The organism is Marnyiella aurantia (genome assembly GCF_014041915.1).
Classification (GTDB): Bacteria; Bacteroidota; Bacteroidia; order Flavobacteriales; family Weeksellaceae; genus Marnyiella; species Marnyiella aurantia.
This window is the reverse complement of the sequence record NZ_CP059472.1, coordinates 869,816-882,286: the sequence shown is the minus strand read 5'-3', so window position 1 is coordinate 882,286 and position 12,471 is coordinate 869,816. Positions and strand designations below refer to the sequence as shown.

Below are 12,471 nucleotides of genomic sequence, written 5' to 3'. Positions count from 1 at the left end.
ACGGAATGGATAACAAAGAAATAGTTGTATTGCATAAGACTAGTGTATCGGACTTTCCGCCGATTTTATCATTATTAAGATACCTAAAGAAAAACGGTTACCGGGTTCATCTTGTCTTGGGTTACGAAAGAACAGAAGCCATGCGGCAAGAATTGCATGAGATGTGCGAGACTCTTCATATCACTAACATAGTTCCTTCAAAAAACAAGATACTTTACTGGTTGAAAATCCGAAGAACATTCTGGAGAATTATTAACGAAAACAATTATACTTCAAAACTTATTTGGTTACCGGCAGCAGATACTACCTTAGCTTTAGGCAGCAAATTACTGAACTGTAACTATGTTTTAAATTTGTATGAGCTGTTTGATGATGAACCCCTATATTTAAAGAGACTGAAGAAATTCGCGCTTAAAGCGAAAATGGTAATATGCTCTAATGATGAAAGAGCGCACATCCTTAGAGTCTGGTGGAAATTGCCACATACGCCAAAAGTAATTCTAAACAAACCCTATACTGGTATTAGCGGTAGAAATCTGCCGCTTCCAAAAGATATAGAAGACAAAATCAGAACTTTGGATGGCACCAAGATCATTATTTATCAGGGAATGATACGACCGGAAAGAGATTTGGAGGGCCTGTGCAAGGTCCTAACCGAACGTCCGGAATTTTCTCTTATTGTGATGGGGCCAGAAACACAGTATCTCCAGAAGCTTCTCGCTATAAATCCAGCTATACTTTATATACCTTTTGTTGCGCCGCCTTATCATTTACATATTACCAGCCATGCGCACATCGGTGTATTGTCTTATGACCACTCTAGCCTGAACAATATTTTCTGCGCTCCAAATAAGTTGTGGGAGTTTTCTAATTTTGAGCTTCCAATGCTTGGCAACAACATCCCTGGGCTTTACAATACCATTGAGACAAACAAGATGGGAAGATGTGCCGATTTTATTGATAGGGAATCTGTTATTTCTGCTCTGTCGGACATAATCGAGAATTATGATGATTATGCATCGCGGGCTTCGGAATTTTATAATTCCTATGATTACGATGCAGAACTTTCCAGAATTTTAAGCAAACTGGGTTAGAGGTGTGGTATAATCTGAACTTCGTTAATCAAACCGACGTATGCCGTTCTCAGTAATATAAAAAGCAGTAAAAAAACATGTTATACTATCTTCTTCCCTCGGTGATTTTAATGGTTATGGTGTCGATGATGTATATTTCAAAATTGAAATTAAAATCATACGCAACATTTCTGTTCTTAGCATGTTTGCCTGCTATTGTTATCTCGGTACTGAGTGGAGATTCCGGTACGGATAAGGAATCATATTACGGCTGGATCGGGAACAGCTTTAATGGAAACAGTGAGAAAGTTACTTATGAACCTGGCTTTAAGTACCTGAGTTTACTTCTATCTTATATCTATCCGAGCGTTTATTTTATTATTCCTGCAATAGCCTTACTGACTACCTTAATACTTATAAAATCCTATTCAAACAGTAAGTATCAACTGCTTATTTTTACCTTCTTACTTTTTCCCTACTTCTATTTTGATATGACTATGAATGGCCTTAGGTATGGATTGAGCTTTGCACTCGTTTCGTTGGCCGCACATCAATTAAGCAAACCTAAAAAGAATAGTTTTCTATTTTTTGTTTTTGCACTTCTTGCAGTCAGCATGCAATATTCCTCTTTTCTTATGGTGGTTCTTATCTATCTTTCACAAGTCAACTTTAAGAAAATCCATCTACTTTTTTTAGTAGTAGTGGGTTACGCGGTGGTAAGTATCCTGGACTTCGAGTATTTTGACAATAAGGTTGATGTTTACAATGACATAAGCCGTCCTTCCGGTATTTCGGGATTATCTCCGCTGATCCTCTTTTTTACTGTATTTTTATTTAACTGGTACCTTCAAAAAAAATTAAGTTGGATATATTTTGTAATTTTAGGGCTTGAAATTTTATCTTTTCTTTTGTCACTGAAATCCTATTCAGGTTTACGCTTTCAAACGCTGATGATGTTCACACTTTTAATATTTATCGCACATTTTCAGACAGTACAGGTGTTGCGGAAGCGCTTACTGGCTGTGTTTTTTATGATCGCCTGCCTTAGTCTTTCGCTGAAAATGCGAAATTTCATGAACGAAGAAAAATTCGTAGAAACACCATTTATTCCATATGAGTTCTTTTGGGAAAGAAGGTAATGGCTGTGTTTCAGTTATAATGCCTGTGTATAATGCAGAATTGACAGTACTCCAGTCTGTGCAATCAGTAGTATTGCAGTCTTATACTGACTGGGAACTGTATATTATTGATGATGGCTCATTAGATGATTCACCTAAAATTATAAAAGATTTTATTGCAGCATCCGACCAGGATATTCAAAAGAAAATTTTTTATACAAAGAAGGAAAATGAAGGTCCGTCTAAAGCAAGAAATCTAGGTATAGAGAAATCCTCCGGACAATTTATTGCTTTTCTGGATTCGGATGATATGTGGGTACGGGACAAACTTGAAATTCAAGTGAGATACGCTAACTTATATCCTGAGGTGGGTGTAATTTCCGGTGGTTACAACAGAAGTGTGGTTAAAACAGGGGGCAAGTTTGTTTTTATTTCATTCGCACAGTTGCTTCAGCGCAATTATTTTAATACTCCAACGGTTTTGCTGAGCCGTAAAAAGCTTGGTGAAAGCCGTTTCTCAGAAAACCAGAAATATTCAGAAGATTACAGGTTGTGGCTGGAGCTGACTTATAGATATAGAGGAATTTATCTTCATGAAACTGTCGCCAGAAGCATAACAGGAAAATTAAGTTACGGCATTAGCGGCCTTTCATCCAATTTATGGCTGATGGAAAAGGGCGAATTATCGAACTTCTATTTTTTATGGAAGACGAAAAGAATAAAGGGGAGCCAGTTTATTCTAACCAGTTCGTTATCTTTAATAAAATTTTTAAGACGAATATTAATTTTAGCGGTAAAACAAAATGATATTTAGATACATCTTGATAATTCTGCTACTTGGCACTCAAGGGTACGATAGCCAAGTTGATAATACTCCGTATATACAGAATCTAATCAATCAAGCCAGAAAAGGAAGCGTGATCGACGGGCAGAACAAAACATATTATGTTACTTCGCTATGGCTAAAATCCGACATAGAACTTAAAAATTTTGTCTTATATGCGATTCCCACACAAGAGTCTGACGTTAGCGTAATTAGCATTGGCAACGACCTGCATACTAATAAATACAATAGATCAACAGAAGCACAGGAAGCATTCGTCGCGTCTCAAACCTATCCCGGGATTCAGAATATTGTTTTGGATAATATCATAATCGACGGCAACAGAGCACTACAACCTGCATTGGAAGTAAGAGATGGGGGTAAGCACGGCATCTCTATCAAGGGCTTCAGCAATAATATCACAATAAAAAATGTGACTGCAAGAAACTGCGTCACTGATGGCATTGCGCTGTACCGAGGACTACACACTACTTTGGATAGAGGGGTTGAGGTTTTCGCAATCCGGAATATCCGCATAGATAACTTTCAAGCGTTTAATAATCGGCGACATGGAGGCTCCGGAGATTCTATAGAAAATTTCAGATGCACAAATTCCCGGTTTGAAAACAATGGCCTAGATGTTTGGGGTAAATTTTCCGGTGCAAAACCAGCCGTTTTTAATGGCAATGTTTACGGAAACGGATGGATTATGGAAGGTTATGGCTTAGGTTCAGGAATACGCAATATCATATTTGATCAGTGCTCTTTTATAAGCAACGCTGCCAGCGGATTACTCTTTTACGACGTGGCCAACTCTTCTGACCGTAATTTTATTTTCAGGGATAAAATTAAAATTCTCAATTCTACGCTAGACAGTGGTGTTCAAAATCCCACAGGAGACTTTGGACTGATCTTTACAAGCAATATAGAGAATAAAAAAAACCATATGAAACTGTACAATCAGGTGTTGGTTTCAAATACTACTATCACAGGAAAAATCTTATTGAGGTCTGTACAGAATGTACATCTGCTGGATGTAAATATCATAACTCGAGACGAAACGCACGGACTTCTCGATTACGCTGATAATGTTTCCTATCTCTTTACTACGAACAAAAAAACAATTTTCACCTGGGAACATTATAATGGTAAGAACATACAGTAAAACAATTATTTTCGTGATAACAGATTACGGGAGTTTTAATAATTTTTTGGCAGAGATAGCCATCGAGCTTTCGCGAAAAAACTATAAAATACATATATTCACCGGTAAGGAAAAAGTGATTAAAGTCGAGGATAAATATAACTATGACGAATACGGAATCTGTTTTCATTTTTTTAAATTTCCCCGCAGCTTTAACCTTTTTAATCACTTTAAGGTTTCCACTGAAATCCAGAGGAGTATAAAGGAAATTAATCCAGATATAGTGAGCATTCATTTCACAACTGGTATTTTTACAACAATTCTTAATGGCAAATTACCATATCGTACGATTGGCACTTTTCACGGTCTCGGCTATCCAACTATCGAAAATTTCATAAAAAAACAAATTTTTAAAGTCGTGGAGATTTTTTCGACAAGTAGGCTAGATCAGGTATGGGTGCTAAATAAGTCTGACCAGAATTTACTGAACACAATGTTTGATAATGTATTTCTGCTGCCTACTAATGGGCTAGGTTGTGACCTGACAAAATTTAATCCTGAAAATTATCGCAGCAGCAAAGGAAGTTTGAGAGAACAATACAATATAAAAGAATCTGATATTGTTATTTCTTTTACAGGGAGATATGTTAATTTTAAGGGTTATGATATAGTTATTAAGACCTTTAGATATCTTGAGAACAACTTTAAAAATATTAAGCTGGTTACCATGGGTGGACCAGATAGTATACATCCAACTGGTCTTAATAGGGAAGAGGAAGAATATCTTACCAATAACCCCAATATTATAGACGTTGGTTTCACAGATAACGTTCAGGAATTTCTTGCATTTACTAATATTTTCTTTTTTCCCAGTAAGAAGGAAGGGGTTCCGGTTTGTATCGTAGAGGCACTCGCTATGGTAATTCCGGTTATCACATTTGATGCGCGAGGTTGTAATGATCTTGTTCAGGACAATGTTACAGGAATTCTCATGCCTTTAGATGCGCAGCCCCAGGATTTCGCAGAAAAAATTAGCGAACTGCTTAAGGATGAAACAATTCTCAGTGAATTTCGCAGAAATATTGTCGCTATCCGTGATCAACTTTCGCGTAAGCACTTTTTGGAACATCAACTTAATTATTTCGAATCATTATGATAACCATCACAGGCGCCACCGGCTTTGTTGGATCCAATTTATCAGTTTTCCTGAATGAAAAAGATGCGACTGTGCTTCCGCTTTCGCTCAGGAATAGTGAGTGGCCAGAACTGCTGGACAGGAATTCGCAGGTGCTGATTCATCTGGCCGGAAAAGCTCATGATACGGCCAACGTAGCGTGTGATGACGATTATTATAAGATCAATACAGAACTGACCAAAATCCTTTTCAATGAATTTTTGGAATCCGATATCCGGGACTTTTTCTATTTCAGCAGCGTAAAGGCCGCTGCGGATACTGTAACAGGTATCCTGGATGAAAAGCAGAGGCCTGATCCTCAAACTGCCTACGGCAAATCCAAGCGACTGGCCGAGGAGTATTTGCTTTCGCAGCAACTGCCCGCGGGCAAACGTCTGTTCATTATCCGGCCCTGTATGGTACACGGGCCCGGTAACAAAGGCAACCTGAATCTGCTGTATAAAGTGGTATCACGTAATATCCCCTGGCCCCTGGCAGCATATGAGAACAGCCGCAGTTTTCTAACTATCGACAACCTTAATTTTCTGGTCTGGCAAATGATACAAAAGGAGTTGCCCTCCGGCGTATATCATTTTGCTGATGATCAGCCCGTTGCTACTAACAAGCTGGTTAAACTCATTGGGGAGGCCACAGGAAAACCTGTAAAACTTTGGAATATCCCGCAGAAATTAATATCTTTCGCTGCTCAAAGCGGAGACTTTCTGGCTCTGCCGCTTACCACGGAACGGTTAAAGAAACTGACTGAAAGCTACGTAGTAAGCAATGCTAAAATAAAGAAGGTATTGGGCATAGAAAATCTGCCGGTTGCCGCAGAAGACGGTCTTTTGAAGACCCTGAAAAGTTTTAATTAACAGATGGAGTATATCATCATCGCGGCTGCAGTACTGCTGTTCAGCCTTGTATATTTTCGGATTGCCAATCATTATCATATCGTTGACAAACCGAACAGGCGCAGCGCCCACAGTGAGGTTACCATTCGGGGTGGTGGTGTCGTATATCCATTCGTATTTCTGGTATACCTTGCGTATGGTCAGATTTTCTCTGAGGTACATCCGGAAGACTATATGCTTTTTGGTCTGGGGCTTTTTCTGGTTTGTGCCGTAAGTTTCATTGACGACCTTCGCGGTCTTTCCTCCAAAGTCCGGCTTATCTTCCAGTTTATGGCCGTGCTGTTCCTCTTTTATTTCATTGAAGCCGCACCCAATACTCCTGCTTTCCTTATTCCTGTTGCGGTAGTTGTTACGATGGGAGTCCTGAACGCTTTCAATTTTATGGACGGCATAAACGGGATGTCCGGTCTATACAGTTTGGTAACCCTTCTCAGTCTTTATTATATTAACAGTTCACTGACTGCATTTACCGATGCAGACTTCATCGTTTACCCAGCAATAGCCAGTATTGTATTTCTTTTTTTTAATTTCAGAAAGAAGGCTGTGTGTTTTATGGGCGATGTAGGAAGCATGGGAGTTGCCTTCTGGATTGCGGCACTTGCCGGAACGCTTATTATCGCAACCGGCGAACTGAAATGGATACTTCTGCTGGCCGTATATGGAGTAGAAACGGTAATTACAATTATTGAAAGGCTGCGTTTAGGCGAGAATATCTTTAAAGCGCACCGCAGGCATCTGTATCAGCTGTTTGCCAACGATAAAGGATATTCACATATTGCAGTGAGCGCTGCGTATGCGGGAATCCAGCTTGTAATTAATATATTAGTTATTTTCTCTGACCTGGCCGGATCTGTACTTATTCCTGTGGTCATGGTGCTTTCTGTTGCCGCTTATGTACTGGTTAAAAGGCAGGTCAAAAAACAAATATCCGGATCACTATGAAAATAAGACCCACTCCTCTGCAGGACTGTTATATCCTCGAGCCTTCCATTTTTACAGACGAACGCGGGTACTTCTACGAAAAGTTCAACGAAAAGAAATTTGAGGAGCTGACGGGTATGAACGGGCACTTCGTGCAGGACAATATATCAAAATCTTCTTATGGCGTGCTTCGTGGCCTGCATCTCCAGAAGGGTGATCATGCCCAGGCGAAACTTGTTTCCTGCCTGGAGGGAAGTGTTTGGGACGTTGCTGTGGACCTTAGGCCGGATTCAGCCACCTTTGGCAAATGGTACGGAATAGAACTCACCGCTGAAAACAAACTTCAGTTTTATGTGCCCCGCGGTTTTGGACACGGATTTTCTGTGCTGTCGGAAACGGCCGTTTTTGCCTATAAATGTGATAATTTTTATAATAAAGAATCAGAAGGCGGTGTGCTTTGGAATGACCCGGACCTGGCTATCGACTGGAAGCTACCTGCATCCGACGTTATCCTGTCTGATAAAGACCTCATTCAGCCGCACTTCGCTGAAAGAAATTTTTAATTTCATCTCTCTAAGAATCAGCGTCCTGATTCTTTTTTTTATTGCTAAATTTGCACGCCCGTATTCCAGGAGTTCAGATATGCGGCATAACCCCCGGACAGGTCCGGATTTAACAGAATATAGATGCGCACAAAATCAACAGGCAGGAAGAAAATCAATATTGTAACCCTTGGATGTTCCAAAAACGTGTACGACTCCGAAGTGCTTATGGGTCAGCTGGAAGCAAACGGTAAAGAAGTGGTTCACGAAGACCGCGGAGACATAGTGGTGATTAATACCTGCGGATTTATAGATAATGCCAAGGAAGAATCCATAAACACTATTCTGGACTTCGTGGAGGCCAAGAAAAGGGGAGAGGTGGAGCAGGTCTTCGTTACCGGCTGCCTTTCCGAAAGATATAAGCCGGACCTCATACGCGAAATTCCGGATGTAGACCAGTATTTCGGTACACGCGACCTCCCATTGCTGCTTAAACATCTGGGTGCAGATTACCGCCAGGAACTTGTGGGCGAACGTCTTACTACCACACCAAGACATTATGCATACCTGAAAATTGCCGAGGGCTGCGACAGGCCGTGTTCTTTCTGTGCCATCCCGCTTATGAGAGGCAAGAATGTTTCAACACCCATCGAGAATCTTGTAATTGAGGCTGAAAAGCTGGCGAAGAAAGGTGTCAAGGAACTTATCCTTATCGCGCAGGATCTTACTTACTACGGTCTGGACATCTATAAGAAACGTGCACTTGGTGATTTGCTGCTGAGGCTTGTAACTGTTGAAGGTATTGAATGGATTCGCCTTCATTATGCCTTTCCGACCGGTTTTCCGGAGGATGTACTGGAAATCATTAAGAATGAGCCAAAGGTTTGCAACTATATAGATATACCGCTTCAGCATATAAATTCGGACATACTTAAAGCAATGAAGCGCGGAACCTCGCATGAGAAAACCAATGCGCTGCTGGACAAATTCAGATTTATGGTGCCGGATATGGCCATTCGTACTACGCTTATTGTCGGTTTCCCGGGCGAAACGGAAGAACGCTTCCAGGAGTTGAAGGAGTGGGTCCGTACACAGCGTTTTGACCGACTGGGCTGCTTCACCTATTCCCATGAGGAAAATACCACGGCTTATGTTTTGGAAGATGATGTGCCGCAGGAAGTGAAAGAAGCCCGTGTAGAAGAAATCATGGAACTTCAGTCGCAGATTTCGTGGGAGAAGAACCAGGAGCGTATCGGTAAGGTGTACCGCTGTATCTTCGACAGGAAAGAAGGAAACTATTTTATTGGACGTACCGAGTTCGATTCGCCGGATGTGGATAATACAGTACTTGTAGAAGCCACAAACGAGGTTTATATCCCAATCGGTGAGTTTGCAGATGTTCTTATTACCTCTGCAGAAGAGTTTGACCTCTATGGTACGCTTGTTTAGGAAAATTCAAAAATCAGGCATTTTATTGCATAAAACTAAAAGAACTTCTGGTGATTCAGAAGTTCTTTTTATGTATTTAAAAGCTTAAAAGCCAAGTGTTTAATAATATAAAGCGGGCTTAAAATGAGTAAAAACAGTTAAAATTATTAACGTTTTAAGTCTCATTTTAACACAATTTAACAGTGTTTGTCAACGGCCTGTAAATAGGCGCTCGCAAGGTTCTTTAACATAAAATTAAGAGAGCATTAAGACAGTTTAACACTTTGATACTTGCAGGATTCAGATTCCTGATACCTTTGCCCCATCAAAACCAATAAAACCTTCAAAATGATGAAAAGATTATTTCTCGTAATCATAATGATGATTTCAGCTCTTGGCCTTTATTCTTTCAAGAATGATACCAATGATAACGATGAGGTGAAAACAAGTTATGCATCCTATTACCACGACAAATTTAACGGACGGAAAACCGCAAGCGGTGAAAAGTTCAGCAACTCAAAATTAACTGCAGCGCACCGCACGCTTCCTTTTGGTACTAAGGTGAAGGTAACCAACCTTAGAAATGACCAAAGTGTTGTAGTAGTCATAAACGACAGAGGACCTTTTACTGCCTCACGCGCACTGGACCTTTCCAAAGCGGCATTTGATGAGATTGGCAATCTGGACCGCGGTACAATGCCTATAGAATACGAAATACTTGATTAAATAATTGAAGATCATGTAAGAAGCCAACCCCAGACGGGTTGGCTTTTTTTATTTTTTAAAACATGTTGAAAGTATCAGCTAAGCGCAGTCTCACTGTAGTTCATCAGCGCTTCATAAAAAGCTTCTTCCATAATGCCGGTCTGCTGGCACAGTAATCTTACACCTTCCAGATGATCAAGCAGCTCCGGGTTGCTTATTAAGAGCGGTACAGGCCCCATTTCTGTCTCCAATGAAGTTGTGCCTGCCGCGAATGTATAAACACCCGCAGCATAAGCTATACGGCGGCTGTAAACAGAAGAAGTTTCCAGGTCAATGCTTTTTTCAGCCGTTTCGGGAAAAATATAAACGCCGCCGGCAACAATTGCGTTCAGCAGCATATCCTCTTCAGCCTTTAAGGTGTTTAGGAGGATATTGGGGTTGAATGAAGCGGCCGTTTCCGAATCTTCTGTAATCAGCAGTGCGAAATCGTTACAAGATGAGGGACTGGACCCGGATTCAATTACGTCAATTTCTTTCCCGTGGAAATCCTGTATGTACCGGAACAGAGAACCAGCAGCCCGCCCTAATATCAAAATTCGTGTTTTAGCCAGGTAGGACTCCCACATATCACTTAGCTGGTATTAACTGCGTTTTAGAAGCTATAAGGTCCTGAAAGGCCTTCACTACGCTTTCCCACCTTTGCTGGTGGGCAGGCATTATAAAACTTGCGTCCGATTTGCTGGCCGTATTGGATCCTTTTTTCACAACAATAGCAGTGGCGATATTGTCATAGAGCTTTTTCCGGTCCTCCTGTATCATGCGAAAGTTATTGGTGGTAAGAACCTCTTCCAATACCCTGATTTCTTCGGGTGACAATTTAAAATCCTTTTTTACTTTCTTTCCATGACCCTCGAAGGAATAATGGGCTGTATTTCCTTTAATAAGGAAATTTTCATAAACCGGAGCGTATCCACCGCTGCGTGAATAACTATAATCGAAATCGGAGTATTTTTTGTGAGCGTTACATGATGTTAGAAGTAGCAATACAAAAAGCGGAATTATCTGTCTGATTTTATTCATTGCAGTTCATTTATTTCGTTTTCAACCTGTTTTTTGGCCTTAAGCTCTTTTTCATATTCATGAAGTAGATTAAACTCTTCTGTCTGCTCAATGGCGGTCATGATTTTTACAAGAATCTGCTGTGCATTTTCGTTGTCATAGTCAATTTCAAGTGGCGCTTTGAATTCAAGAGTCGGCTTAACTCCGGTAACTTTTATCCGGAGTCCTTTTTTATCGAACGCCCGGCGGAAGCCATTTATTTTAATTGGGATAACAATTGGCCTTTGATTTTTTACGAGCTTGGCTGTTCCGCGGCGCCCCTGGGCAAATGCGGAGGTTGTTCCCTGCGGGAAAGTGATAACCCAACCATTGTCCAGAGCCTTCATTATATTATCCACTTCCTTCAGGTCCACGTGGCGATTCACGTTCTGTCCCTCTGCCCGCCAGGTCCTTTTCACGGTAATGGCTCCTGCCATCCTGAATATGCGCGCAAGGATTCCCGATTTCATGGTTTCCTCCGCAGCTACATAGTAGAAATCGACTTTGGGATTCAGCAGGTACACAGGATTCTTGATGGTATTGTGAAAGCCGTTATTCACCGCACAGAAAACATGATACATGGCCGCAACATCTGCAAAATACGTCTGATGGTTGGAGACGAACAGTACATTGCTGTCCGGAAGGTTAGCCAAATGCTCCGTACCGGTAATCTTGAGCTTGTTAAAACCGTTGAAACGGCGGTAGGAAATCATACCTACGATAAAGACGATCAGTCTTTTAATAATATACAGATTGCCAAAGGCATCAGTGAAAATATTTTTCTTCGCCATTATCACTAAACATAATCTGCGAATTTACAATTTTTTCAGCAATGTGCTGAATTCGCTTAGAATCATTGAAGTGGCGCCCCAAATCATATAACCGTTAAAGGATATTACAGGAACCTCTACACCGTTTGATCCGGGGAGTACTGCCATGGTGGGCTGCTCGGCAAGGTTTAAGAGTGATGAGACGGGAAATTCTATCAGTTCTACTGCTTCGGTTTCCTGCAGGATGAAAGTAGGGTTTTTGCGGGTATACGACACAAAGGGCCTCACATAGAAGTTACTTGGCGGAATATAGATTGGCGACATTTCCCTGATTGTTCGTAAATAATGCTGTTCTATACCCATTTCTTCTGAAGTTTCGCGTTTGGCTGTATGCTCAAAGTCGCGGTCTGACTCCTCCTTTTTTCCACCCGGCAGGGAGATCTGGCCGCTGTGCCGGTCGCGCTCATTCGTACTTCGGACGATAAGTGGGAAAAACCACTGGTTGTCCTTCAGGTAAAGAACTATGTTCACTGCCGCAAATTTAGGTGCGCGGTTCATTATCTCTTCATAAGAAAACAGCGGTCTGTAAGGTGGCGAATACACCGCATGCGCGTTCTCGCCTTCCAGTTCGGCCTGCTGAATCCTGGTGATCAAATCTCTTGCATAAAGTCCCATAGTACAAATTTAAGAAATTGAAGACAGATAACAGAAGGGCCAGGACTCAGGAACCAAGAGCCACTGAGTCAGGATTTTATATTTCAGAC

The 12,471-nt window shown here is 41.1% G+C and carries 14 protein-coding genes; 10 read left to right on the top strand and 4 right to left on the bottom strand.

The features are described from left to right. The first annotated feature begins 5 nt into the window (after nt 1–5). The 10 genes from H1R16_RS03985 to H1R16_RS03940 all read left to right on the top strand — a co-directional run bounded on the left by H1R16_RS03985 (nt 6) and on the right by H1R16_RS03940 (nt 9,860). Nucleotides 6–1,094, top strand: a complete 1,089-nt coding sequence (locus tag H1R16_RS03985; RefSeq protein WP_181887520.1) for a glycosyltransferase family protein — start codon at nt 6–8, stop codon at nt 1,092–1,094. A 77-nt stretch (nt 1,095–1,171) separates the two neighbouring features. Continuing rightward, on the top strand, nt 1,172–2,212 hold the full coding sequence (locus H1R16_RS03980; protein WP_181887519.1) for an EpsG family protein: 1,041 nt from the start codon (nt 1,172–1,174) through the stop codon (nt 2,210–2,212). Further along, complete coding sequence (locus H1R16_RS03975; RefSeq protein WP_181887518.1) at nt 2,187–3,005, top strand: glycosyltransferase family A protein; 819 nt, start codon at nt 2,187–2,189, stop codon at nt 3,003–3,005. Before H1R16_RS03980 ends, H1R16_RS03975 begins: the two co-directional genes overlap by 26 nt. After that, nucleotides 2,995–4,179: a glycoside hydrolase family protein gene (locus H1R16_RS03970; RefSeq protein ID WP_182035787.1), complete on the top strand. Its 1,185-nt coding sequence runs from the start codon at nt 2,995–2,997 to the stop codon at nt 4,177–4,179. The genes H1R16_RS03975 and H1R16_RS03970 overlap by 11 nt, the downstream gene beginning before the upstream one ends. Before the next feature lie 13 nt (nt 4,180–4,192). After that, the gene (locus H1R16_RS03965; RefSeq protein ID WP_181887516.1) at nt 4,193–5,314 is read left to right on the top strand and encodes a glycosyltransferase; all 1,122 of its coding nucleotides are present in this window, start codon (nt 4,193–4,195) and stop codon (nt 5,312–5,314) included. After that, the gene (locus tag H1R16_RS03960) at nt 5,311–6,204 is read left to right on the top strand and encodes an NAD-dependent epimerase/dehydratase family protein (RefSeq protein ID WP_187350462.1); all 894 of its coding nucleotides are present in this window, start codon (nt 5,311–5,313) and stop codon (nt 6,202–6,204) included. Before H1R16_RS03965 ends, H1R16_RS03960 begins: the two co-directional genes overlap by 4 nt. 3 nt (nt 6,205–6,207) lie before the next feature. Further along, a complete protein-coding gene (locus tag H1R16_RS03955) occupies nt 6,208–7,185 on the top strand; it encodes an MraY family glycosyltransferase (protein WP_181887515.1) in 978 nt (325 codons plus the stop codon). Further along, nucleotides 7,182–7,727, top strand: a complete 546-nt coding sequence (gene rfbC / locus H1R16_RS03950) for a dTDP-4-dehydrorhamnose 3,5-epimerase (protein WP_181887514.1) — start codon at nt 7,182–7,184, stop codon at nt 7,725–7,727. Before H1R16_RS03955 ends, rfbC begins: the two co-directional genes overlap by 4 nt. A 123-nt stretch (nt 7,728–7,850) precedes the next feature. Next, nucleotides 7,851–9,155 carry a 30S ribosomal protein S12 methylthiotransferase RimO gene (gene rimO / locus H1R16_RS03945; protein ID WP_181887513.1) on the top strand — a complete coding sequence of 435 codons (1,305 nt, stop codon included), beginning with the start codon at nt 7,851–7,853 and terminating at the stop codon, nt 9,153–9,155. A gap of 327 nt (nt 9,156–9,482) precedes the next feature. Further along, a complete protein-coding gene (locus H1R16_RS03940; protein WP_181887512.1) occupies nt 9,483–9,860 on the top strand; it encodes a septal ring lytic transglycosylase RlpA family protein in 378 nt (125 codons plus the stop codon). Between the two features lie 74 nt (nt 9,861–9,934). On the opposite strand, the gene H1R16_RS03935 is transcribed toward H1R16_RS03940, so the two are convergent. From H1R16_RS03935 to H1R16_RS03920, 4 genes are read right to left on the bottom strand one after another with little or no spacing between them, the layout of a single operon-like run. After that, nucleotides 9,935–10,465: a hypothetical protein gene (locus H1R16_RS03935; protein ID WP_181887511.1), complete on the bottom strand. Its 531-nt coding sequence runs from the start codon at nt 10,463–10,465 to the stop codon at nt 9,935–9,937. Between the two features lies 1 nt (nt 10,466). Further along, nucleotides 10,467–10,919 carry a hypothetical protein gene (locus H1R16_RS03930; protein ID WP_181887510.1) on the bottom strand — a complete coding sequence of 151 codons (453 nt, stop codon included), beginning with the start codon at nt 10,917–10,919 and terminating at the stop codon, nt 10,467–10,469. After that, a complete protein-coding gene (locus H1R16_RS03925) occupies nt 10,916–11,728 on the bottom strand; it encodes a lysophospholipid acyltransferase family protein (protein ID WP_181887509.1) in 813 nt (270 codons plus the stop codon). Before H1R16_RS03925 ends, H1R16_RS03930 begins: the two co-directional genes overlap by 4 nt. Before the next feature lie 24 nt (nt 11,729–11,752). Continuing rightward, nucleotides 11,753–12,382 (bottom strand): NUDIX hydrolase, encoded by a 630-nt coding sequence (locus tag H1R16_RS03920; protein WP_181887508.1) that lies wholly within the window; start codon nt 12,380–12,382, stop codon nt 11,753–11,755. Between the last annotated feature and the right edge of the window lie 89 nt (nt 12,383–12,471).

Bases quoted from the DNA above. Each gene is read 5' to 3' on its own strand.
- H1R16_RS03920 (WP_181887508.1), bottom strand. From the start codon at position 12,382: ATGGGACTTTATGCAAGAGATTTGATCACCAGGATTCAGCAGGCCGAA.
- H1R16_RS03970 (WP_182035787.1), top strand. From the start codon at position 2,995: ATGATATTTAGATACATCTTGATAATTCTGCTACTTGGCACTCAAGGG.
- H1R16_RS03985 (WP_181887520.1), top strand. From the start codon at position 6: ATGGATAACAAAGAAATAGTTGTATTGCATAAGACTAGTGTATCGGAC.
- H1R16_RS03935 (WP_181887511.1), bottom strand. From the start codon at position 10,465: ATGTGGGAGTCCTACCTGGCTAAAACACGAATTTTGATATTAGGGCGG.
- H1R16_RS03980 (WP_181887519.1), top strand. From the start codon at position 1,172: ATGTTATACTATCTTCTTCCCTCGGTGATTTTAATGGTTATGGTGTCG.
- H1R16_RS03955 (WP_181887515.1), top strand. From the start codon at position 6,208: ATGGAGTATATCATCATCGCGGCTGCAGTACTGCTGTTCAGCCTTGTA.
- rfbC (WP_181887514.1), top strand. From the start codon at position 7,182: ATGAAAATAAGACCCACTCCTCTGCAGGACTGTTATATCCTCGAGCCT.
- H1R16_RS03940 (WP_181887512.1), top strand. From the start codon at position 9,483: ATGATGAAAAGATTATTTCTCGTAATCATAATGATGATTTCAGCTCTT.
- H1R16_RS03975 (WP_181887518.1), top strand. From the start codon at position 2,187: ATGAGTTCTTTTGGGAAAGAAGGTAATGGCTGTGTTTCAGTTATAATG.
- rimO (WP_181887513.1), top strand. From the start codon at position 7,851: ATGCGCACAAAATCAACAGGCAGGAAGAAAATCAATATTGTAACCCTT.
- H1R16_RS03925 (WP_181887509.1), bottom strand. From the start codon at position 11,728: ATGGCGAAGAAAAATATTTTCACTGATGCCTTTGGCAATCTGTATATT.
- H1R16_RS03960 (WP_187350462.1), top strand. From the start codon at position 5,311: ATGATAACCATCACAGGCGCCACCGGCTTTGTTGGATCCAATTTATCA.
- H1R16_RS03930 (WP_181887510.1), bottom strand. From the start codon at position 10,919: ATGAATAAAATCAGACAGATAATTCCGCTTTTTGTATTGCTACTTCTA.